The organism is Actinomyces dentalis DSM 19115 (assembly GCF_000429225.1).
Classification (GTDB): Bacteria; Actinomycetota; Actinomycetes; order Actinomycetales; family Actinomycetaceae; genus Actinomyces; species Actinomyces dentalis.
Genome location: NZ_AUBL01000028.1, coordinates 25,791 through 48,200, shown reverse-complemented (window position 1 = coordinate 48,200; position 22,410 = coordinate 25,791). Strand labels below are relative to the sequence as shown.

Annotated in this window: 15 protein-coding genes and 1 pseudogene; 14 read left to right on the top strand and 2 right to left on the bottom strand. The window is 75.7% G+C overall.

Annotated elements, in window-relative coordinates:
• Positions 1-64 precede the first annotated feature (64 nt).
• Positions 65-526 (bottom strand): hypothetical protein, encoded by a 462-nt coding sequence (locus tag G446_RS0107575; protein WP_026409707.1) that lies wholly within the window; start codon positions 524-526, stop codon positions 65-67.
• Positions 527-847: 321 nt separating this feature from the next.
• Between G446_RS0107575 and brnQ the strand changes: the two genes are divergently transcribed.
• Positions 848-2,248, top strand: a complete 1,401-nt coding sequence (gene brnQ / locus G446_RS0107570; protein ID WP_026409706.1) for a branched-chain amino acid transport system II carrier protein — start codon at positions 848-850, stop codon at positions 2,246-2,248.
• A gap of 200 nt (positions 2,249-2,448) precedes the next feature.
• Here brnQ and G446_RS16620 read toward each other — a convergent pair whose 3' ends face one another.
• Positions 2,449-5,934: an MMPL family transporter gene (locus G446_RS16620; RefSeq protein WP_211228261.1), complete on the bottom strand. Its 3,486-nt coding sequence runs from the start codon at positions 5,932-5,934 to the stop codon at positions 2,449-2,451.
• 156 nt (positions 5,935-6,090) lie between these two features.
• On the opposite strand from G446_RS16620, the gene G446_RS0107560 reads away from it, so the two are divergent.
• The 13 genes and pseudogenes from G446_RS0107560 to nusB all read left to right on the top strand — a co-directional run.
• Positions 6,091-7,473, top strand: a complete 1,383-nt coding sequence (locus tag G446_RS0107560; RefSeq protein WP_026409705.1) for a replication-associated recombination protein A — start codon at positions 6,091-6,093, stop codon at positions 7,471-7,473.
• Positions 7,470-8,249 carry a sulfite exporter TauE/SafE family protein gene (locus G446_RS0107555; protein ID WP_026409704.1) on the top strand — a complete coding sequence of 260 codons (780 nt, stop codon included), beginning with the start codon at positions 7,470-7,472 and terminating at the stop codon, positions 8,247-8,249. The genes G446_RS0107560 and G446_RS0107555 overlap by 4 nt, the downstream gene beginning before the upstream one ends.
• A 202-nt stretch (positions 8,250-8,451) precedes the next feature.
• Complete coding sequence (gene rpsD / locus G446_RS0107550) at positions 8,452-9,075, top strand: 30S ribosomal protein S4 (RefSeq protein WP_026409703.1); 624 nt, start codon at positions 8,452-8,454, stop codon at positions 9,073-9,075.
• A 177-nt stretch (positions 9,076-9,252) separates the two neighbouring features.
• Positions 9,253-11,988 carry an alanine--tRNA ligase gene (gene alaS / locus G446_RS0107545; protein ID WP_026409702.1) on the top strand — a complete coding sequence of 912 codons (2,736 nt, stop codon included), beginning with the start codon at positions 9,253-9,255 and terminating at the stop codon, positions 11,986-11,988.
• A 29-nt stretch (positions 11,989-12,017) separates the two neighbouring features.
• Positions 12,018-12,494: a Holliday junction resolvase RuvX gene (ruvX, locus tag G446_RS0107540; RefSeq protein WP_026409701.1), complete on the top strand. Its 477-nt coding sequence runs from the start codon at positions 12,018-12,020 to the stop codon at positions 12,492-12,494.
• Positions 12,491-13,681: an endolytic transglycosylase MltG gene (gene mltG / locus G446_RS0107535; RefSeq protein WP_026409700.1), complete on the top strand. Its 1,191-nt coding sequence runs from the start codon at positions 12,491-12,493 to the stop codon at positions 13,679-13,681. The genes ruvX and mltG overlap by 4 nt, the downstream gene beginning before the upstream one ends.
• 16 nt (positions 13,682-13,697) lie before the next feature.
• Positions 13,698-14,735, top strand: coding sequence for a shikimate dehydrogenase (locus tag G446_RS16615; RefSeq protein WP_084779073.1), 1,038 nt, complete (start codon positions 13,698-13,700; stop codon positions 14,733-14,735).
• Positions 14,720-15,940: a chorismate synthase gene (gene aroC, locus G446_RS0107525; RefSeq protein ID WP_026409699.1), complete on the top strand. Its 1,221-nt coding sequence runs from the start codon at positions 14,720-14,722 to the stop codon at positions 15,938-15,940. The genes G446_RS16615 and aroC overlap by 16 nt, the downstream gene beginning before the upstream one ends.
• 22 nt (positions 15,941-15,962) lie before the next feature.
• Positions 15,963-17,936 carry a 3-dehydroquinate synthase gene (gene aroB, locus G446_RS0107520; RefSeq protein ID WP_026409698.1) on the top strand — a complete coding sequence of 658 codons (1,974 nt, stop codon included), beginning with the start codon at positions 15,963-15,965 and terminating at the stop codon, positions 17,934-17,936.
• A gap of 119 nt (positions 17,937-18,055) precedes the next feature.
• Entirely contained in the window at positions 18,056-18,586 is a 531-nt protein-coding gene (locus G446_RS0107515; RefSeq protein ID WP_051285756.1) for a shikimate kinase, read from the top strand.
• A 122-nt stretch (positions 18,587-18,708) separates the two neighbouring features.
• Positions 18,709-19,386: an FMN-binding negative transcriptional regulator gene (locus tag G446_RS0107510; RefSeq protein ID WP_026409696.1), complete on the top strand. Its 678-nt coding sequence runs from the start codon at positions 18,709-18,711 to the stop codon at positions 19,384-19,386.
• A gap of 224 nt (positions 19,387-19,610) precedes the next feature.
• Positions 19,611-20,174 (top strand): elongation factor P, encoded by a 564-nt coding sequence (gene efp, locus G446_RS0107505; protein ID WP_026409695.1) that lies wholly within the window; start codon positions 19,611-19,613, stop codon positions 20,172-20,174.
• A 581-nt stretch (positions 20,175-20,755) separates the two neighbouring features.
• A pseudogene (gene nusB, locus G446_RS16610) lies at positions 20,756-21,097 on the top strand (transcription antitermination factor NusB); the annotation flags it as partial.
• Between the last annotated feature and the right edge of the window lie 1,313 nt (positions 21,098-22,410).

Below are 22,410 nucleotides of genomic sequence, written 5' to 3'. Positions count from 1 at the left end.
CGCCGTGGACGAGGCCTGTCGGCGCTGCCGGCTCCGCCCGCGGCCCGCTACCGGGCGCCCGCCGCTATGCGCGCCCGATCCGGTGCAGCCACCACAGGTTGCGAACCAGGTAGAAGACGAGGGCCGGAATGCCGATGATGATGGAGAACCACGCCCGCAGCACAATGGCGATGGGCCAGACGAGCAGGGGAAGGGTGAGACTGGTGTTGCGCAGTCTGGTGGCCCGCCAGCCGAAGGGGAGCGCCGCCCCGAAGGCGGCGAAGACCGCAGTCCCGGGCAGGTCCTGCGTGATCGGCGGAGTCGTCACCGCGGCGAACAGGGCGATACCGGCCGCCGCGCCGGCGACCAGGGCCACTGCCCCGATGAGGAGCGAGCCGATCACACTCCCCCTGGCCTCGGCCTGCTCCGGGGAGAGCTCGGGGCGCGTCTGCACGGCGTCCGCTGCCGGATCGGGATACGGGGCGTAGGCGTACCCGTCGGGGGCGTAGGCGCTCTCCTCACCGGATTCTCTGCGTGGGAATCTCATGCGCACACTGTAATCGGATCGTGATCATCCCCCGCCCGTCCCCCGGCCTCCGGGCGGGGAGCGCGTTGGCCCGGAGCGCCCGACGGCGCTACGATGCCGCCGGTGAGGTCCGTTTCGCACGCGGTGAGACGATTTCGCGCGCGATGAGACGTGACGGCGATCGACGCCGTCGTGCCCGGCCCGCCGTTCCGCGGTCCGGTCCGGCCTGCCGGGCGGACCCGCCGCGGCCGCCGGGCGCGCGGCCGTCGTCCGACCCCACCACCCGCGGGCACCCGCTCCGCACCACGCCCCCGCCAGAGCCCGGACCGAGGACGGAGCACCATGACCCAACCGGCACGAACCGACCAGAACGCCCCCGGACGCCCCGGGACGACCGTTGTCACCGGCCTGATGCTGTTCGCCCTGTTCTTCGGCGCGGGCAACCTCATCTTCCCGCCGGTGCTCGGCGCCTCGGCGGGGGACCGGCTCCCCGCGGTCATGGCGGGGTTCCTCATCACCGGGGTGCTCCTGCCGCTGGTCGCCGTCATCGCCGTGTCCACCTCCGGCGAGGGCATCCTCGGGCTGGCGCGCCGCGTGGGCGGACGGTTCGGCGCGGTCGCGCCCGCGGCCGTGTACCTGTCCATCGGGCCGCTCTACGCGATACCGCGGGTGGTGACCGTCGCCTACGAGCTGGCCACGCGCCCCGTGCTGGAGCTGCTCGGCGCGGCCCCCGGCCGGTGGACGCTGCCGGCGCACGCCGCGGGCTTCCTGGTCGTCTCCGTCCTCATCGCCCTGCGGCCCAGCAGGCTCGCCGACCGCGTCGGGCGCTGGCTCACCCCGGCGCTGCTGGTCCTCATCGCCGTGCTGTGCGTCGCGACCATCGCCGGGGACGACGTCGTCGAGCGCGCCGCCTCGGGCCCGTACGCTGCCTCCCCCTTCAGCACCGGGCTGACCCAGGGCTACCTGACCATGGACGTCCTGGCCGCGACGGTGTTCGGCATCGTCGTGATCCAGACGCTGCGCTCCCGCGGGATCGGCTCGACCGGCCGGGTCGTGCGCGCCACCGCGGCGGCCGGCGGTATCGCGGCGGCCCTCCTGGCCGCCGTGTACATCGGCCTGGCGATGATTGGGACGCGCACCGGCGGCGCCGCCGACGACGGCACGGCGCTGCTGCGCTCGGCCGCCTCCAGCGCCCTGGGGCCGGCGGGCGTCATCGTCTTCGCGGCGATCGTCATCCTGGCCTGCCTGACGACGAGCGTGGGGCTCCTGTCCGCCTGGGCCGGCTACGCCTACGCGACCCTCCCGCGCACGACCTTCTCGCGCCACCTCGTCGCCGGGGCCGGGTGCGCCCTCATCCTGTCCAACCTGGGGCTGGCGGTCATCATCAGGATCGTCGCGCCCCTGACGCTGCTGCTCTACCCCATCACCATCACGCTCGTGGCGGCCACGATCCTCGACGTCGTCGCGCCGGGCCGCCTGCGCACCGCCTACACGTGGCCCGTGGCGGTGGCGGGCGTCCTCGGCCTCGTCTCGGCCCTGGCCGAGGCCGGCTGGGACGCCCCCAGCGCGCTGCTGGCGCGCAGCGGGGCGTGGAACGGCTCGACGGGCTGGATCGCGCCGACCCTGCTCGCCCTGGTCCTGGGGGCCGCCCTGGACGTGCGCGCGGGCCGCTGGTCCACGCCCGCCAGCGACATGTCCGACGCCGCCGAGGACGTCGAGCGGGCCGTCATCGGCCAGCGCTGAGGCCCTGGCGCGCGAGCACGTCCATTCTGGACTGCGATGTGCGGACCCTCCGCCAGCTGACGCCCCGGCGCGCGAGCACGTCACTTAACCCACGAGATCGTCGGGTAACCCGCGAGCACGTCTGCTAGAGGTACGTGCTCGCGGGTTAAGTGACGTGCTCGGCGGTTACCCGGCGATCTCGCGGGCCACGGCGCCAGCCCTTACTCGGGACGCCCCTCCCAGGGGGGATCGGTCTCATCCGCTGCGAGATGGGGATTCGGACCGTACCTGCGGTCCTGGTCATCGGCCGCCTGCTCGGTTCCCTTCGGATCCCAGTCGTCTTCGCCGACGCCGCCGTAGCCGACCCCTGCCTCCTGCGGCCGGTCGGGGGCCCAGGAGCCAGTCGGAACAGACCAGTCGGTCGCCGAAGGGCCGCCGGTCGCCAGGGGCCCGCTGGTGGCCAGGGTGTCCTCGGTCGCCAGAGGGCCATTGGTCGACAGGGTGTCGTCGATCGCGGAGTCCTCGGCCGCCGGGGCGCCCCCCGGGGCCGCCGCGGGGCCCGTCGAGATCGACCAGTCGGGCAGCGCCAGGGGGTCCGCGGCGGCCGAGAAGTCCACGGGCGCCACCAGGGGCTCGGCCGACCAGTCGGCGGACGCCGGAGAGGCGCCGGTCGCCCACTGGGCCTCCTCCGGATCCCGGTCGGCCCGGTCGGCGTCCTGGGAGGCGTCCACCTCGTACGGCTGGTCGGGGGCCCAGGGCCCGGCCGGGACCGATCCGTCGGCCGGAGCCGGAACCGACCAGTCCGACGGGGCCGCGGGCCCGTCGGGCCCCGGGAAATCGAGCGAGGCCTGCCAGTCGTCGGGGGCCTGCCAGTCGGGCGCCGCGGGACCGCCTTCGGGACCCGACCCGTAGACCAGGGCCGATCCGTCGGCGGGGGGGGCTGCGGGGCCGCCATCGGAGGCCGCTGCCCAGTCTTTGGGGGTCTGCCAGTCCGGCACCGAGGGGCTGCCGACCGGCGCCGACCCGTCGGCGGAAGCCGCCTGCCAGTCGTCGAAGTCCGAGGCGTCCGCACCCGCCTCGGGTCCGGCGCGATCGGACCAGTCCGGCGGTGCAGCCGGCTCGACTGGGGCCGCCGCCCAGTCGGCGGGCTCCGCGGCGCCGGGCCCTGCTGCGGTGATGGGCTCCGCGGCGCCGGGTCCCGTGAAGGCGTCGTGGTCTTCTTCCGCATAGCCCGCGCCCGCGGCGGCCGCATCGCTCGTACCCGCGGCGCCAGCATCGCCCGCGGCCGTGCCAGCCGCCCCCACGGCCGCGCCAGTCGCTGCATCGCCCGCCGCGCCCGCGGCGATTGCATCCGCGCCGCCCGCACCCGCGCCCGCGGCGGCGGCCTGGGCCGCGGTCGGCTCCGGGCCGTAGCGCCCGTTGGGCTGGCGCAGGGCGCGGGGCATCCACCAGTTCCACCGGCCCAGCAGCGCCATGGCCGCCGGCAGCAGCAGCACGCGCACCACGACGGCGTCGATGACCACGGTCAGGGCCAGGATCAGCGCGGCCTCCTTGACGATGAGCGTCTTGCCCGTCACGAAGCCGAGGAAGACCACCGTCATCACCAGCGCCATCGAGGTCAGGGTCCTGCCCGAGCGCTGCAGCCCCAGCTCGACCGCCCGGTTGTTGTCGTACCCCTCCTGCCAGCGCTCCTTGATCCTCCCCAGGGAGAAGACCGAGTAGCCCGTCGACAGCCCCAGGCCCGCGCACGCGGCGGTGACGACGGCGTAGGCCTCCACCCCTCCCAGGGGGGTGAAGCCCAGCAGCCCCGCGGCGTGCCCCTGCTGGAAGACCCACACGACCATCCCCAGGGAGGCCGCGACCGACAGGACGTTGACGATCAGGGTCTTGACCGGCACCAGGATGGACCCCGTCACCAGGCAGAGCATGACCAGGACCGTCAGCATGGCGGCGCCCACCGCGAGCAGGCTGCGCACGACGGCGTCGGCGAAGTCGACCTGACTCGCCGCCTGACCGGTCACCCAGGTGTCCGCCGGCGCCTCCAGGGCCCGCAGGGACCTGACCGCGGCCTCGGCCTGGCCCCCGGAGGCCGGGCCCGCCAGGTCGAGGTAGGCCACCGTGTACTTCCCGGCGGTGGCGGTGCGCTGGATCTTGTCCACGCCCGGGGTCGTCGCGATCTTGCTGTTGATGAAGTTGGTGACGTTCTCCCCGGTGCCCGCGATGACGACCGCGGCGTCCTCCTGCTGCCCGGCGACCGGGTAGTGCTCGAGGAGCATCTGCCGGTAGGCCTGCTGGTCGGAGCCGGCGGGCAGCAGGTCGTCGGTGGAGGTCAGCATGTGCAGGTGGCGCGCGGGCGAGGCGAGGATGACCAGCAGGACGGCGCCGGCGACGAGGACCACCCAGGGCAGGCGGTGGATGAGCGAGGCGAGCCGGGAGAAGACCCCCTCCTCGCGCACGGCCCCCTGCCCGGGGCGCGGGCTCCTGAGCGCGGCGGTGGCCCGCTGGAGGATGGTGGGCCTGCGCATGGCCTCGCCCAGGAGGGACAGGACCGCGGGGACCGCCGTGAGCGAGACGGTCACGCACAGCAGGACGACGGCGATCCCCGCCAGGCCGGTGGCGCGCAGGGCGTCGGAGCCCATGAGCAGGAGGGGGATCATGCAGGCCGCGACGAGGACCCCGGACAGGATCATGGTCCGCCCGGTCGTGCTCACCGCGGCCTGCATCGCCGGGACGAGCAGCGAGGAGCGGCGCCCTGGGCGCGGGCGCCGGTGCGCCCCGGCGACGATCTCGCCCTCGCCGGTGTCGAGCGCCTCCTCCCGCTGCGCCGAGACGAGCTCCTCCTGGTACCGGCAGGCGATGAGCAGGCCGTACCCGATCGACAGGCTCAGCCCGACGGCGGTGATGACGCCGACGGTGCCGGCCTGCACCTTCATCATGAGGCTGAGGGCCCACAGGATCCCCAGGGAGCCCGCCAGCGACACGAGGGCGCCCAGGGCGGGCGCGGCGGCGGCGCGCACCCGCCCCAGGATGAGGATCATCATGACCAGGGGCGCGAGCACGGCGATGAGCACGGCGGGGAGCAGGTCCCGCCTCGCCTGGTCGTTGACGGCGTCGGTCTTGAGGGCGTCGTCGGAGACGATGCCGGACACCTGCGGGGAGATGGAGGACAGCTCGCCCGGGATCTGCCTGAGCCGGTCCTCGACGCGCTCGACGATCCGGTCGACCTCGGCGGCGTAGGCCTGGTCGTCGGGGGAGGCGACCTCGGTGCCGTTGGGGTCGACGGAGACCACCACCAGGAAGCCGTCGAGGCGGTCCGAGCCGAAGGACTGCACCGCCGACGCGTAGAGGGACCGGCGCACGTTGAAGGGGTCGAACACGTTGGTGGCGCCCGCCAGCGAGGCCAGCTCCGTGTGGGCGGGCCCCAGGGCCTCGGCGACCTGCGCCTGCGCCTCGGGCGAGGAGATGTCGATGCCCTCGACCATGAGGGTCACAATGCGGCCGTCGCCGGACAGGACGGAGATGATCTGGTCCCCCTGCGCCGACTCGGTGCCGCCGACGGAGAGGGTCCCGGCCTCCAGCCGCTCGAAGAGCCCCCTGCCCCCGAGGATCCCCAGGGATGCGGTCAGGAGGACGATTGCGAGCACGGCCCAGGTCACGACGACGAACCAGGCGTCCTTGACGACGCGTCGAACCAGCCAGCTGAGCATGGGGGCATTGTTCCATCACCTGGCGCCGGGCTCCTCATCGGACCGCCCAGCGGCGTTGCGCCGCGCCGCCGCAGTGGCGTCGGGAGCGCTGTCGGAGCGCCGCTGGAGCGACGTCAGGGGGCGCCGTCGGGCGGGTCGCGGCGATAGGGTCGCGGCGTGGACCTCTTCGACAGCGCGGGGACCGACGACGCCGGCCTGCCCCTGGACGCCCGGGCGCCGCTGGCCGTGCGCATGCGGCCGCGCAGCCTCGACGAGGTCCTGGGCCAGGACCACCTGCTGGCCCCCGGCTCGCCCCTGCGCCGGCTCGTGGAGCCCGCCGACGAGGCCCGCGGGCGGGGCGCGGGTGTGTCCAGCATCATTCTGTGGGGTCCGCCGGGGACGGGCAAGACGACCCTCGCCCACCTGGTGGCGCGCGCCTCCGGGCGGCGCTTCGTCGAGCTGTCGGCCGTGACCGCGGGGGTCGGGCGGGTGCGGGAGGTCATCGGGGACGCGCGCCGCCACCTGGTCGGGGGCGAGGAGACGGTCCTGTTCATCGACGAGGTGCACCGCTTCTCGCGCACCCAGCAGGACGCCCTGCTGCCCGGGGTGGAGAACCGCTGGGTCGTCCTGGTGGCCGCCACGACGGAGAACCCGAGCTTCTCGGTCGTCTCCCCCCTGCTGTCGCGCTCCCTGCTGCTGACCCTCCGCCCGCTGGGCGCCGACGACGTGGGCGTGCTCATCGACCGGGCGCTGGCCGACGAGCGCGGGCTGGCGGGCGCCGTCGGCATCGACGGCGCCGCCCGCGAGCGGATCGTGCGCCTGGCCGGCTCGGACGCGCGCAAGTCCCTCACCGTCCTCGAGGCCGCCGCCGGCATGGTCCTCGCCGCCCCGGGGCGGTCCGCGGAAGGGGAGGGGGCCGGCGCCCCCCTCATCACCCCGGCCGACGTCGAGCGGGCGGCGGACGCGGCCGCGGTGCGCTACGACCGCGCCGGGGACCAGCACTACGACGTCGTCAGCGCCTTCATCAAGTCGATGCGGGGCTCGGACCCCGACGCGACGCTGCACTACCTGGCCCGCATGATCGCGGCCGGGGAGGACCCGCGCTACATCGCCCGGCGCATCGCCGTCCACGCCGCCGAGGACGTGGGCCTGGCCGACCCGGCCGTGCTGGCCACGGCGGTGGCCGCCCAGCAGGCGGTCGCGCTCATCGGCATGCCCGAGGCCCGCCTGGTCCTGGCCCAGGCCGCCCTGGCCGTGGCCACCGCCCCCAAGTCCAACGCCGTGACCGTGGGCATCGACCGGGCGCTGGCCGACGTGCGGGCCGGTCGGGGCGGGCCCGTGCCCGCCCACCTGCGCGACGCCCACTACCCCGGCGCGCAGGCGCTGGGCCACGGCGCCGGCTACCTCTACCCGCACGACTTCCCCCACGCCGTGGCCGCCCAGAGCCACCTGCCCGACTCCCTGGCCGGGGCGCGCTACTACGAGCCCACCGCCAACGGCTTCGAGAAGCGACTGTCCTCGCGCCTGGAGGCGGTCCGGCGGCTCCAGGGGCGCTCGTGAGGGCGCGCGCGACGGCGCCGGTCCTGCTCACCGGGGCGGCGGCGGGGTTCCTGGCGGGACTGTTCGGGGTGGGCGGCGGGCTCGTCATCGTGCCGGCGCTCATGGCGGCGCTGGGCATGGACCAGCGCCGCGCCGCGGCGACCTCGCTGGCCGCCATCGTGCTCACCGCCGCCGTCGGCTCCGTCTCCTACGGCCTGCGCGGGCAGGTCCACCCGCTCGCCGCCGCCGTTCTGGTGGCGGGCTCGCTGGTGGGGGCGCAGATCGGCACCCGGCTCCTGCGGCGGCTGCCGGCCGCGGCGCTGCCGTGGATCTTCGTCGCCTTCGTCGGCTTCGTCGTCGTCTCCCAGCAACTGCACGCGCCCGTGCGGGAGGCCGCCCTCGTCCTCGACGCGCCCCGCGGCGCCGCGCTGGCCGGGGTCGGCCTGCTGGCCGGAATCCTGTCGGGGCTGGTGGGAGTGGGCGGCGGGGCCGTCATCGTGCCCGGCCTCGAGCTCGTCGTGGGCGTGGGGGACCTGATGGCGCGCGGCACCTCCCTGCTGGTCATGATCCCCACGGCGATCGCCGGGACCCGGTCCAACGCCCGCCACGGCGTCGTCGACCTGCGCACCGGCCTGCTCGTCGGGGCCGCGGCCGCGACGACGGCCCCCGCGGGCGCCGCCGTCGCGGCCGCGGTGAGCCCGGCCACGGGCAGCCTCCTGTTCAACATCTTCCTCCTGGCCGTCGTCGCGAACACCCTGCGCCGGGAGCGGGCCCGGCGCCGGCAACCGCGGGCCTGAGGATCGCCTCACACCCCGGTTCCTCGGGGTGCGCTCCGGTTCCGCGGCCCGCTAGAGTGACCGGGTTGTCATGGCGCGGGTCGGCGGCTCGACGCGCGTCGCGGCACTCCTGGGGTCCCGGCCCGGCAGAGGCTCGACCCCGCGCCGCGCACCCGCGCGGCGCGCGACCCGTTACATCCGACAGGAAGAGAACCCAAGAAGCATGAGCTCCTCCCGCTCCCGCCGCCAGGTGCGCCTCTCGCGCGCCCTCGGCATCCCGCTGACCCCCAAGGCCGTGCGCTACTTCGAGAGGCGCGCCTACGGCCCCGGCGAGCACGGCCGCGCCCGCAGGCGCACCGAGTCCGACTACGCCGTGCGCCTCAAGGAGAAGCAGCGCCTGCGCGCCCAGTACGGCATCCGCGAGGCCCAGCTCCAGCGCGTCTTCCAGGAGGCCCGCCGCGAGAAGGGCCTGACCGGCGAGTCGCTGGTCGAGCTGCTCGAGATGCGCCTGGACGCCCTGGTCCTGCGCTCCGGCTTCGCCCGCACCATCGCCCAGGCCCGCCAGGTCGTCGTCCACCGCCACATCCTCGTCGACGGCAAGACCGTCGACCGCCCCTCCTTCCGGGTCAGGCCCGGCCAGACCATCCAGGTCCGCCCGCGCTCCCAGGTGATGACGCCCTTCCAGATCGCCGCGGCCGGCACCCACCGCGACGTGCTGCCGCCCGTGCCCGACTACCTGAGGGTCGAGCTCGAGAAGCTCTCCGCCACCCTCGTGCGCCGCCCCAAGCGCGACGAGGTCCCCGTGACCTGCGACGTCCAGATGGTCGTCGAGTACTACTCCCGCTGACCGCGCCCGGCGCGGCGGATGCCGGGACGCCCCGGACCCCTCGTCGGTTCGGGGCGTCCGGGCTATCCGGGGTACTCTCGTACCGGCTGCTCCTCGCGCCCCGATGACGCGGCCCGCCCCGCACCCCGGCCCCCCGGTCACCCGTTACCCAAGCACGACAGAGGAATTCAGGACTTCATGCGCACCTCCGAGATCCGCACCCGCTGGCTCGACTACTTCGCCGCGAACGGGCACGAGATCCGCCCCTCGGTGTCCCTGGTCTCCCCGGAGCCCTCGATCCTGTTCACCGTCGCCGGCATGGTGCCCTTCATCCCCTACATCCTGGGCACGGAGCAGCCGCCCTGGCCGCGCGCGGCCAGCGTGCAGAAGTGCATCCGCACCAACGACATCGACAACGTCGGGCGCACCACGCGCCACGGCACCTTCTTCCAGATGAGCGGCAACTTCTCCTTCGGGGACTACTTCAAGGAGGGGGCCATCGACTACGCCTGGGAGCTGCTGACCTCCGGGACGGACCGGGGCGGCTACGGGCTGGACGGCGAGCGGCTGTGGATGACGATCTGGGAGGAGGACGAGGTCTCCTGGGACCACCTGACCAGGACGATCGGGGTGCCCGAGCGCCGCGTCCAGAGGCTCCCCTTCGCCGAGATCTCCTGGTCCACCGGCCAGCCCGGACCCGCCGGCTCCTGCTGTGAGATCCATTACGACCGCGGCCCGGACTACGGTCCCGACGGCGGGCCCGCCGTCGATGCCCGGGGCGACCGCTTCCTGGAGATCTGGAACCTCGTCTTCGACGAGTTCATCCGCGGCGAGGGCCGGGGCCACGACTTCGAGCTCGTCGGCAAGCTCGAGCGCACCGCCATCGACACCGGCGCCGGCCTGGAGCGCCTGGCCTTCATCATGCAGGACAAGCCGAACATGTACGAGATCGACGAGGTCTACCCCGTCATCGCGGCGGCCGAGGCCATGAGCGGGCGCAGCTACGGGCGCGGCGCCGCCGGGCCGCACTCGGGCGCCGCCTGGGAGGACGACGTGCGCATGCGCGTGGTCGCCGACCACATCCGCTCCGCCCTCATGCTCATCTCCGACGGCGTGCGCCCCGGCAACGACGGGCGCGGCTACGTCCTGCGCCGCCTCATCCGCCGCGCCGTGCGCTCCATGCGCCTGCTGGGCGTGGAGGACGCCGCCATGCCGACCCTGCTGACCGCCTCCAAGGACGCCATGAGGGCCTCCTACCCCGAGCTGGAGGCGCAGTGGCCCGCGATCAGCGAGGTCGCCTACGCCGAGGAGGACGCCTTCCGGCGCACCCTGGCCGCCGGCACCACCATCCTGGACACCGCGGTGGCCGCCGCCAAGGACGCCGCCGGGGACTCCGCCGGCGGGGGGGCCGGCGCCCCCGCGCGCCCGCTCGTGTCGGGCCGCAGCGCCTTCGAGCTGCACGACACCTACGGCTTCCCCATCGACCTGACCCTGGAGATGGCCGCCGAGCAGGGCGTGGACGTCGACGAGGCCGCCTTCCGCGCCCTCATGGACGAGCAGAAGGAGCGCGCCCGCGCCGACGCGCGCGCCAAGAAGGCCGGTCACGCCGACATCCGCGCCTTCCAGGACATCGAGAGGAGCATGGGCGGCGGGTCGACCTTCCTGGGCTACACCGAGTCGGCCGCCGACGCCGTCGTCACCGGGCTGCTCGTCGACGGCGCGCCGCAGCCGGCGGCCACGGCCCCCGCCGAGGTCGAGATCGTCCTGGACCGCACCCCCTTCTACGCCGAGATGGGCGGCCAGCTCGCCGACCGGGGCACCATCCGCCTGGCCGGCGGCGGCCTCGTCGAGGTCCATGACGTGCAGGCCCCCGTGCGCGGCCTGTCCGTCCACCGCGGCACCCTGACCGAGGGGTCGGCCGCCGTGGGGGAGAGGGCCCGCGCCCGCATCGACGTCGAGCGCCGCCTGGCCATCGCCCGCGCCCACACGGGCACCCACATGGTCTACGGGGGCCTGCGCCGCGTGGTGGGCGAGCACACGGACCAGGCGGGCAGCGAGAACTCCCCCTCGCGCCTGCGCTTCGACTTCCGCCACGGCTCGGCCCTGTCCGGCTCGCAGGTCGGCGACATCGAGTCCCTCGTCAACGAGCGCCTCGCCCAGGACCTGCCCGTGACCACCGAGGTCATGAGCCTGGAGGAGGCCCGCCGCGCCGGGGCGATCGCCCTGTTCGGCGAGAAGTACGGCCGGCGGGTGCGCGTGGTGACCATCGGCGACGGCTTCGACAAGGAGCTGTGCGGCGGGACCCACGTGCCCTCCACCGGGCACATCGGGCGCGTCGTCGTCCTGGGCGAGGCCTCCATCGGCTCGGGCGTGCGCCGCATCGACGCCCTCGTGGGCGACGGCGCCTACGGCTTCCAGGCCAAGGAGCACGCCCTGGTCTCCCAGCTGTCCGCCCTGGTCGGCGGGCGCAGCGAGGACCTGCCCGGCCGGGTCGAGTCCCTCATGGCCCGGCTCAAGGACGCCGAGAAGAAGCTGGCGGCGGCCGAGCAGGCCGCCGCGACCGCCCGCGCCGCCGGGGTCGCCGCCGGCGCGAAGCGGGTGGGCCCCTACCTCTTCGCCGCCGCCGACCTCGGGCCGGCGGGCGGCGCCGACGCCCTGCGCGCCCTCGCCCTGGACGTGCGCGCGCGCCTGGGCGAGGCGGAGCCGGCCGTCGTGCTGGTCGCGGGCGCGGCGAACGGGCGCCCCGTCGTCGTCATCGCCACCAACGGCGCCGCCCGCGGCCTCGGCGCCAGGGCCGGCGACCTGGTCAGGACCGCGGCCTCGGCCCTGGGGGGCGGGGGCGGGGGGAGGCCCGACCTCGCCCAGGGCGGGGGCTCCGACGCCGCCGCCCTGCCCGAGGCCATGGCGGCCGTCGCCCGCGAGCTGGGCGCCTGAAGCCGCGGGGGACGGGGAGGAGGACGCCGATGCGCACGGGCAGCAGGATGGCCTTCGACGTGGGTCGGGCGCGCGTGGGCGTGGCCCGGTGCGACGCCGACGCGATCCTGTCCGTGCCGGTGGCCACGCTCCGACGCGACCGCTACGGCGCCGACCTGGACGAGGCGGCCGACCTGGTGGCCGACCACGGGGCCATCGAGGCCGTCGTCGGCCTGCCCCGCAGCCTGAACGGGGGGTCCTCGTCCTCCACCAGGGACGCCCGCCGGTGGGCCCGCCGGCTCGCCCCCCTCATCGCCCCGGTGCCCGTGCGGCTCGTCGACGAGCGGCTGACGACGGTCTCGGCCCACCAGGCGCTGCACGAGGCGGGGCGCCGCGCCAGGGACTTCCGCGGCGTCGTCGACCAGGCCGCGGCCGTGGTCATCCTCGAGCACGCGCTCGAGACCGAGAGGCGGACCGGCGCCCCCGCGGGGGAGCTCGTCCCATCGACCCAGGGAGGCAGGCAGTGAGCCAGGACGACTTCTTCGCCCAGATCGGCGTCGAGCCCCCGGGCTCGGCCGACTCCCCGCCGCCCACCCGCCGCGACCGCAAGCGCCGCACCAAGGAGCGCAAGCGCCGCCGGCGCCGGCGCCGGATAGTGACCACGCTCATCATGGTCCTGGTCCTGGCGGGCGTCGGCATCGGCGGCTACTGGGCCTACAAGCACAGGCCGCCGGCGCCCACCACCGCCGCATCCGACTACTCGGGGGCCGGGGAGGGGGCGGTCGAGGTGGAGATACCCGACGGCGCCTCGGGCCAGGAGATCGGGAAGATCCTCTACGACAAGGGCGTGGTCGCCAGCGTCGGCGCCTTCGCCGACGCCTACGCCGCCAATGCGAACTCCGGCAACATCCAGGCGGGCGTCTACACGCTCAAGGCCAAGATGTCGGCCGCCAACGCCGTGGCCGCGCTCCTGGACCCGGCCTCCCAGACCCGCCGGCTGACGATCCCGGAGGGCTTCACCCAGGCCCAGGTCAAGGAGAAGCTCATATCCACCGGCGGCTTCACCGACGCCCAGGTCGACGCGGCCTTCGCGGACGCCGCCGGCATCGGCCTGCCGGCCGCGGCGGGCGGCCACGTCGAGGGCTGGCTCGCGCCCGACACCTACAACATCTCCCAGGGCGCCACCGCCACCGAGGTCGTCGCCGAGATGGTCAAGCGGACGGTCTCGCGCCTGAAGAACGCGGGCGTGGCGGAGGCCGACTACGAGACCGTCCTCATCAAGGCCTCGATCGTCGAGCGCGAGGCGACCCCCACCTACTACGGCCAGGTCGCCCGGGTCATCGACAACCGGCTGGCCGACACCGACGGCGACACCCAGGGCAAGCTCGGCATGGACTCCACCATCCTCTACGGCCTCGGGCGCAGCGGGGGGATGCCCACCCAGGCCGAGCTCGACGACGCCTCCAACCCCTACAACACGCGCATCCACCCGGGCCTGCCGCCCACGCCCATCGGCAGCCCCGGCAAGGGGACCATCACCGCCGTCCTCAACCCGCCGGCGGGCGACTGGCTCTACTTCGTCACCATCAACCTCGACACCGGCGAGACCCGCTTCGCGAGCACCTACGCCGAGCAGCAGGCCAACGAGCAGCTCCTCCAGCAGTACTGCGCGGCCAACGAGGCCAAGTGCTCCAGCGGCACCCACAAGTCGTGAGCCGGGCGGAGCGCGCATGACGACGACGGGCCCCGCGCCGCGCCACCGCGCGGCCGTCATAGGATCGCCGGTCGCGCACTCGCTGTCGCCGGTGCTGCACCGCGCCGCCTACGCGGACCTGGGGCTGGAGGGCTGGGAGTACGCCCCGCGCGACGTCGCCCCCGGCGCCCTGGCCGGGGTGCTGGCCGAGCTGGCCGCCCCCTGCGGCCCGGGGCCCGTCTGGGCGGGCCTGAGCGTGACCATGCCGCACAAGCAGGCGATGCTGCCCGCCCTGGACGTCGTCGACCCCCTGGCCGCCGCGGTCGGCGCGGCCAACACCGTCGTCGCCCAGCGCTCCGGGACCGGCCCGGCGCTGCTGGCCGGCTTCAACACCGACGTGGCCGGCGTCGTCGGCGCCCTGCGGGAGACCGGCGGCGGGACCCTACGCGAGGTGGGCACGGCCCTGATCCTGGGCTCGGGGGCCACCGCCTGCTCCGCCCTGGCGGCGCTGGCCGAGCTCGGCGCCGCCCGCATCATCGTGGCCGCCCGCAACCACGCCGGGCCGCGCCGGGCGGCCTCCGCCGCCCGCCGGATGGGCCTGGAGATCGAGGCGCCCGTCTGGCGGCCGGACGACCCCCGCTCCAACCGGCAAGTGGCCCGGGCCATGGCCCGGGCGCAGGCGGTCGTCTCCACGGTGACCGCCGGCGCCGCCGACGTGCTCGCCCCCGCCCTGGCCGAGGCGCTCGACGGGGAGCCCCCGGACGCCGGCGCCGTCCTGCTCGACGTCGTCTACGACCCCTGGCCCACCGCGCTGGCCGCGGCCTGGCGGGCGGGGGGCGGCGCCGTGGCCCCCGGGTGGCTCATGCTGCTGCACCAGGCGGCGCCGCAGGTCGGGCTCATGACCGGGCGCCGCCCCCGGCTGGCCCCCATGCGCGCCGCCCTGGCCGCCGCCCTGGACGCGCGCTCCCGGCCCGCCCCCGGCGCGCCCGCCCCGGACGCCGGGGCCCGCGGGCCGGACGCTCCCGGGGCGGGCCGGGAGCCTGTGGGAGGATCGGCGCCATGCTGCGATGGATGACTGCCGGGGAGTCCCACGGCGAGGCCCTGACCGCCCTCATCGAGGGGGTCCCCGCGGGCGTGCAGATCACGACCGATGCGATCCGCGCCGCCCTGGCCCGCCGCAGGCTCGGCCACGGGCGCGGCGCCCGCCAGGCCTTCGAGGCCGACGAGGTCTCCGTCCTGGGCGGGATCCGCCACGGGCGCACCATGGGCGGGCCCGTGGCCATCCTCATCCGCAACTCCGAGTGGCCCGCCTGGTCCACCGTCATGAGCGCCGACCCGGTGGACCCGGCCGACCTCCTCGTGGACGCCGGCGCGGGCGACGAGCGCGAGATCGCCCGCAACCGCCCGCTCACCCGCCCCCGGCCCGGCCACGCGGACCTGGCCGGCATGCTCAAGTACGACCTGCCCGAGGCCCGCCCCGTGCTCGAACGGGCCTCCGCCCGCCAGACCGCGGCCCGGGTCGCCCTGGGCGCCGTCGCCGAGGCGCTGCTGGAGCAGGTGGCGGGCACCCGCCTGGTCAGCCACGTGGTGCGCGTCGGCGCGGTCGCCCTGGACGAGGAGATCCCCCGCCCCGCGCCCGACGACGAGGAGCGCCTGAGCGCCGACCCGGTGCGCTGCACGGACCCGGCCACGAGCCGGGCCATGGTCGAGCAGATCGACGCCGCCAGGCGGGCGGGGGACACCGTGGGCGGCGTGGTGGAGGTCATCGCGACCCCGGTGCCGGTGGGCCTGGGCACCCACGTCGAGGCCGACCGCCGCCTCGACGCCCGCCTGGCCGGGGCGCTCATGGGCATCCAGGCCGTCAAGGGCGTGGAGATCGGGCGGGGCTTCGCCCAGGCGGCGATGCGCGGCAGCCGGGCCCACGACGAGATCCTGGCGGTGCGCGACGGGCGGGTGGAGCGGGCCTCCAACCTGGCCGGCGGGATTGAGGGCGGGATGTCCAACGGCTCCGACGTCGTCGTGCGCGCCGCCTACAAGCCCATCTCGACGGTGCCCCGGGCGCTGCGCACCGTCGACCTGGCCACCGGCGGGGCCGCCACGGCGCTGCACCAGCGCTCGGACACCACCGCGGTCGTGCCCGGGGCGGTCATCGCCGAGGCCATGGTCGCCCTCGTCCTGGCCGACGCCCTCACGGACAAGACCGGGGGCGACTGCGTGGCCGAGGCCCGCCGCAACCTGACCGCCTACCTCGACCGGGTCGCCGAGCGCACCCGGTGGTGAGCCCCGCAGGGAAGGAAGCCCCATGACCCCCCGACACCGGCCCCGCATCACCCTGGCCGACGTCCGCCTCCCCCTCCTGCTCGTCGGGCTGCCCGGGGCCGGCAAGACCACCGTGGCGCGCCTGCTGGCCGCCGCCCTGGGGGTCCAGGCGACCGACACCGACGCCGAGATCCGCCGCCGGGCCCGGATGACCATCCCCCAGATCTTCGCCCGGGAGGGCGAGGAGTCCTTCCGCGACCGCGAGACCCGCGCCCTGCGCGCCGTGCTGGGCGCCCAGGCGGGCGCGCAGGGCGTCGTCGCGCTGGGCGGCGGCGCGGTCCTGCGCGAGGAGAACCGCGCGCTCCTGGCCGGGCGCACCGTCATCCACCTGTCCGCCTCCCCGAGCACCGCCGCCGCCCACGTCGGCGACGGCGCCGGCCGGCCCGTCGTCAACCCGGCCGCGGACTCCGACGCCGTCCGGGCCGGGGCGGGGCCCGGCGCCGCGGCCGACGGCGTCGCGGGCGCCGCCGCGGTCCTGGCCCGCATGGAGGCCCTGCACGCCCAGCGCGGGCCCCTGTACGCGCAGGTGTCCACGCTGACCGTGCCCACCGACGGCCTCACGCCCGAGCAGGTGGCCGCCCTGGTGCTGGTGGCCCTGGGGGCGCAGGCGCCCGACACGGCCCGGGCCCTGTCCGCGGTCGCGCGCCCGGGCCCGCCGGACCGGCCCCGGACCGGCGCCGCGCGCCGGAATACCGCCCCGGCCGGCGCCGCTGCGGCCGACGGCGCCGCGGATGCCGCTTCGACCGCCGCCCCGGCCTCCGCCGCCCGGGGCGGCCCCGCCCCGGGCCCTGCGGCCGCGGGGGGCGGGCGGGCCGTCCCCGTGCCGCCGAGTCGACCCCTCGAACCCGACCCGTCGGGCGTCCTGCGCCTGGGGGTCGCCGGCGCCCGGCCCTACGACGTCGTCGTCGGCCACGACCTGTCCGACGAGATCGTGCGCGGCGTCGTCGGCGCCGCCGGCGGCGGGGCCGGGGGAGTGGCCCTCATCCACGCCGACGCCCTGGCGGACCGGGCCGGGGCCGTGCGCGCCGCCCTGACCGGGGCCGGCCTGCGGGTGGGGCTCGTCGAGGTGCCCGGCGGGGAGGCCGCCAAGACCGCCGCCGTCCTGGAGTCGGTGTGGGGGCGCCTGGGCGAGCTGCGCCTGGGCCGGGACGGGGCGGTCGTCGGCCTGGGCGGCGGGGCGACCACGGACCTGGCGGGCTTCGCCGCCGCCACCTGGCTGCGCGGCGTGCCCGTCGTCCAGGTCCCCACGACCCTGCTGGCCATGGTCGACGCCGCCATCGGGGGCAAGACGGGGATCGACACCCCCGCCGGGAAGAACCTCGTGGGCGCCTTCCACGCCCCGGCCGCCGTCGTGTGCGACCTGGACGCCCTGGCCGGCCTGCCCGCCGCCGAGCTGCGCGCGGGCCTGGGCGAGGTCGTCAAGTGCGGCTTCATCGCCGACCCCGTCATCCTGGACCGCGTCCTGGCCGACCCGGCCGACCTGAAGCGCTGGGACGCCCCCGTGCTGGCCGAGCTCGTGGCCCGCTGCGCGGCCGTCAAGGCCGCCGTGGTGGGCGTCGACCCCGCCGAGGCGGGGGCCCGGGAGATCCTCAACTACGGGCACACCTGCGCCCACGCCATCGAGAGGGTCACCGGCTACGCCTGGCGCCACGGCGAGGCCGTGGCCGTGGGCTGCGTCTTCGCCGCGGAGGTCGCCCGCGCCCTGGGCCGCCTCGACCCCGCCGTCGTCGCCCTGCACCGCCAGGCCCTCTCGGCGGCCGGCCTGCCGGTGTCCTTCGAGCAGGGGGCGGGCCGCTTCGAGGAGCTGGTCCGCGTCATGGCCTCGGACAAGAAGGTGCGCGCCGGCCGCATCCGCATGGTCCTGCTCGACGACGTCGCCCGCCCCGTGCGCGGCGTCGTGCCCGACGAGGCCGTCCTGCGCGCGGCCCACGGGGCCGTCACCGGGTCCGGGGCGTGAGCGCGACGGCCCCGGGCGCGCCGGCGGACGATCCCGAACGCCGCCGGGGGCGGACGCCGGGCCCCGGGCCGGACGGGGAAGGCGCCGCGGACCGCGCGGGCGGGCGGGGCGGGGCCGTCGTGCTCATCGGACCGCCGGGGGCGGGGTGCACCAGCGTGGGCCGCGCCCTGGCGCGGGCGACGGGCGCCCCCTTCGCCGACCTGGCCGCCGTCGTCGCCGCCGAGCTGGGCAGCGCCCCCGAACTGGCCCTGGTGGCGGCCGGCGAGCGCCGCTACCGCCGCGTCGAGGCGGACGCCGCCCGCGCCCTGCTGGAGGAGGCGCGCCGGCGCGGAGGGGTCGTGGCCCTGGGCTCGGGGTGCCTGGCCGACGACGCCGTGCGCGCGCTCCTGCGCCCCCTGGCGGCGGGCGGGCGGGTCGTCGCGCTGACGGCGAGCGCGCGGCGCCTGGCCGGTCGCAACGGGCTGGACGCGCCCCGCTCGGTGGCCCTGGGCAATGTCCACCGCGCCTTCGTGCAGATGCTGCGCGACCGGGAGGCGCTGTGCCGGGAACTGGCCTCCTCGACCTTCGACACCACGGACACGACCCCCGAGCAGGCCGCCGCCGCGCTGCGCGGGCGGAATCCCCGGCCGGCGGCGGAGCCGAGCGCGTGAGCCGCCCCCGAGCCGCCGCGGCGACCGCCCGGGGCGCCGAAGACACCGGAAGCAGCCGTCCGGGCCCGTCCCGGTCCGCGACGACGTCTGACGGGCGGGGAGGAGTCGGCTAGGGTCGGCCCATGTACGTCCCCCGACACTTCTCCCTGCCCGAGGACTACACGCGCCGGCTGCTGTCCCGCCCCGGCGCGGGCAACCTCGTCACCGTCCACGACTTCGGCCCCGAGGCGACCATGGTGCCCTTCTACCTCGACGAGGAGCGCGGCGCCCTCATGACCCACCTCGTGCGCAACAACCCCCAGGTCACCGAGCCCATCACCGGCCCCGGCCTGGTCATCCTCGACGACGTCGACGCCTACGTCTCGCCCCGCTGGTACGCCACCAACGAGGTCAAGGCCAACGTCCCCACCTGGGACTACATCACCATCCACGTGCGCGGCCCGGTCAGCATCGACCCCGAGCCCGCCGCCGCCCTGGACGTCGCCCGGCGCCTGACCGGGGCCATGGAGCACGAGGACGTCCTGGCGCCCGTGGGGGAGGACAAGCTCGCCCGCATGGCGCGCGCCATCGTCGCCGTCGGAGTCGGCGTCGAGCAGGTGCGCGGCAAGGCGAAGATGAGCCAGAACCGCCACCCCGACGACATCCGCTCCCTCGCCGACGAGTTCGAGCGGCAGGGCGAGGCGAGGATGGCGGACTTCCTGCGGACCGTGTCCCTGCCCTACGCCGAGGAGCGCTTCGCCACCCTCGCCCGCCTGCGCGGCCTGAGGACCATCGGGCGGGATGTCGCCGACTTCCACTAGCGCCGTCGCTGCCCTCAACCGCCCCGGCCCGCTCGGGGCGGCCCCGCCCCGCCGCGCGGCTGCGTCCGTCTTCCCCGCGCCGCCCGGCCCGAATCCCGCCCCGCCGCGCCGCCCGGCCCCGTGACGGGCCTCGCAGGAGCCCGCGGCCGACGGGCGGGGGCCGCGCGGTAGACTCGCGCCGTTCCAAGACTTCGCAAGTCCCCCCGACAGTGAGGAAACCGCCCGTGGCAACGACGAACGACCTGAGGAACGGCCTCGTGCTCAACATCGACGGCCAGCTGTGGCAGGTTGTCGAGTTCCAGCACGTCAAGCCCGGCAAGGGCCCGGCCTTCGTGCGCACCAAGATCAAGAACGTCCTGTCCGGCAAGACCGTCGACAAGACCTTCAACGCCGGCCTCAAGATCGACACCGCCACCGTCGACCGCCGCGACATGCAGTTCTCCTACCGGGACGGCGAGGACTTCGTCTTCATGGACCTCAAGTCCTACGAGCAGACCTACGTGCCCGCCGCCACCGTCGGCGACGCCTCCGCCTACATGCTCGAGGGGCAGGACGTCATCGTCGCCTTCCACGACGACGACGTCCTGTTCGTCGAGCTGCCCGCCGCCGTCGTCCTGACCGTCTCCCACACCGAGCCCGGCCTCCAGGGCGACCGCTCGTCGGCCGGCACCAAGCCCGCCACGCTGGAGACCGGCGCCGAGATCCAGGTCCCGCTCTTCCTCAACGAGGGGGACCGGGTCAAGGTCGACACCCGCTCGGGCGCCTACATCTCCCGCGTCAGCGACTGATGACCCCTTCCGACGCCACCACCGGCGCCCCGGACCCCGGCGGGGCCGCGCGCCCGCACGGCGCCAAGCACTCCGTCACGGCCCGCACCAAGGCGCGCCGCCGCGCCGTCGAGATCCTCTTCGAGGCCGACCAGCGCGGCCTGCTGCGCGACGAGCGCGGCGGGGCCCCCGGGCGCGGCGACTATCCTGTCCGCGGCGGGCGTGACGAGTACGGCGAGCGGGATGCGCGCTCCGCCCCCGACGAGCGCCCTGCTCGCAGCGAGTACGACGAGTACCCCGCCCGCGGTGAGCGGGACGAGCACTCCGTGTACGACGCCCCCGGCGAATACGACGGGCGCCCCGCGTACGACGAGTACGGCGCTCGCGGCGGGTACGGCGGACGCGACGAGTACCCCGTGCGTGACGAGTACGACGTGCACGGCGAATACGACGAGCGGGACGGACACCGCCTCGTGCACGGCGAATACGACGAGCGGGACGGACACCGCCTCGTGCACGACGAGTACGACGGGCGCCCCGCGTACGACGAGTACGGCGGGGTCGCCGCGGCCCGCGCGGAGGAGTCCGGGGCCGCCCGGGCGCTGCGCGACCTGGCCGCCGAGCGCGCCGAGCACTCGGCCAACCACACGCCGGCCCCCGCCTACGCGCGCGAGATCCTCGCCGGGGTGGCCGACCACCTGGCGGAGGTCGACGAGGCCATCGAGACCTACGCCCAGGGCTGGGCGCTGGCCCGCATGCCGGCGGTCGACCGCGCCATCGCCAGGGTCGCCACGTGGGAGATCGTGTGGAATGACGACGTCGACGCCCCGGTCGCCGTGGATGAGGCGATAACGCTGGCGCGCATGCTGTCCACCGACGACTCGCCGCGCTACCTGAGCGGCCTCCTCGGACGCATCGGGGATCTGGCCGACACGCTGCGCTGAGGCCGCCGGGGGCGCCGGGGTCGTGGTCGGTCCCGTCTCAAACGAACCGCCGCGCCGAGGCCTGCTCGCGGGTCCGGCGGATCGTCGCGGCACCACGGCCGCGATGCTCCTCGTCTCGGCCCGGGTGCGGTCGTCGGGGGCCAGGGGTAGCGATCCCCGGATCCTCGCCTCGCCGGAGCACCCCGGGCGTCCCACGAGTCCCATGCGCCCCATCGGAACCGGAGCTCGGGGCGCTCGTTCAATCTACCGGAGGGTCGGTTGTCCAAATCTGTTGCAAAGGCCCGGATCGGGCCGGAGCGCCGAAAGAGAATCGTTGATATTCCGCGGTTCTTCTCGCGGCCGATCCCGGCCTTGAGCGCCTTTGCAACAGATTTGGACACGCCCCGCCCCGGACCGTCCCAGGAGCCCCACCCGCACCACCCCGTGCCCGCCCATCCCCGCCACATCACGACGATCCGGACCCACGGACCGTCGCACCCAGTGAGAAAGGCCCATTGCGCCCTTCCACGGCGTACAGCCGTGGAGTTGGGACAGTGAAAGCACGTGCCGGCCACCTTTTCGCGGGCGGGTCCCCCGGTGCAGCGTCGGTCCCCGGAGCAGATCACCGCCATACCGCGCGACGCTCGCGGGTCTCTCGGCGCGACGGGGTCCGGGTTCTCGGCCGCGAGCCACCCGGGGACGCTCATGCCGGCGCCCGTGATCGGGGGCGCCCTCGGGCCCGCGAGATCGCCGGGTAACCCGCGAGCACGTCACTTAACCCGCGAGCACGTACCTCTAGCAGACGTGCTCGCGGGTTAAGTGACGTGCTCGCGGCCGGGGTCCTCTCGGAACCGGGCCGAGCCGGAACAAGAAGATCAGGACCGAGTCCGCAACAACACCGGACTCGACGCGGCCGGGACCGGACCCGTACGTACATGCAGAGCCCGGCATCGACGTCCGAGAGGACGAGAGCATGGAAGTGGACCGCGCCCGCGCGCCGGGCCGGGCTTGCGCAATGCGAGCCCAGCGCAACACAGTCCACCCCACCTCGCGCCGTGCGAGCCCAGCGCGACGAAATCCACCTGAGCGCAATCCGCGTGATCCCACCTGGCGCAATGCGAGCCCAGGTGACATCACCAAAACGACTCCCCGGGGGCCGGCGCCCGACTCCCCCAGGGGCGGGGCGCTCAGAGGACAGGGGACGGCTGGGGGACTCCGGGCCCGAGACCCCTTGGCAGGCTGGGGCTGGTCCGGGTGATGGGGAGAACTGTGCGGTCGGTGCTGTGCGGTCAGGGCAGGGCCGGAGTCGATCCCGACAGGGGAGGGAGGCCTCC

Excerpts from the sequence above, each read along its gene's own strand:
- G446_RS16620 (WP_211228261.1), bottom strand. The coding sequence starts at position 5,934 with ATGCTCAGCTGGCTGGTTCGACGCGTCGTCAAGGACGCCTGGTTCGTC.
- G446_RS16615 (WP_084779073.1), top strand. The coding sequence starts at position 13,698 with ATGACGACGACGGGCCCCGCGCCGCGCCACCGCGCGGCCGTCATAGGA.
- aroC (WP_026409699.1), top strand. The coding sequence starts at position 14,720 with ATGCTGCGATGGATGACTGCCGGGGAGTCCCACGGCGAGGCCCTGACC.
- brnQ (WP_026409706.1), top strand. The coding sequence starts at position 848 with ATGACCCAACCGGCACGAACCGACCAGAACGCCCCCGGACGCCCCGGG.
- aroB (WP_026409698.1), top strand. The coding sequence starts at position 15,963 with ATGACCCCCCGACACCGGCCCCGCATCACCCTGGCCGACGTCCGCCTC.
- alaS (WP_026409702.1), top strand. The coding sequence starts at position 9,253 with ATGCGCACCTCCGAGATCCGCACCCGCTGGCTCGACTACTTCGCCGCG.
- G446_RS0107575 (WP_026409707.1), bottom strand. The coding sequence starts at position 526 with ATGAGATTCCCACGCAGAGAATCCGGTGAGGAGAGCGCCTACGCCCCC.
- G446_RS0107510 (WP_026409696.1), top strand. The coding sequence starts at position 18,709 with ATGTACGTCCCCCGACACTTCTCCCTGCCCGAGGACTACACGCGCCGG.
- rpsD (WP_026409703.1), top strand. The coding sequence starts at position 8,452 with ATGAGCTCCTCCCGCTCCCGCCGCCAGGTGCGCCTCTCGCGCGCCCTC.
- ruvX (WP_026409701.1), top strand. The coding sequence starts at position 12,018 with ATGCGCACGGGCAGCAGGATGGCCTTCGACGTGGGTCGGGCGCGCGTG.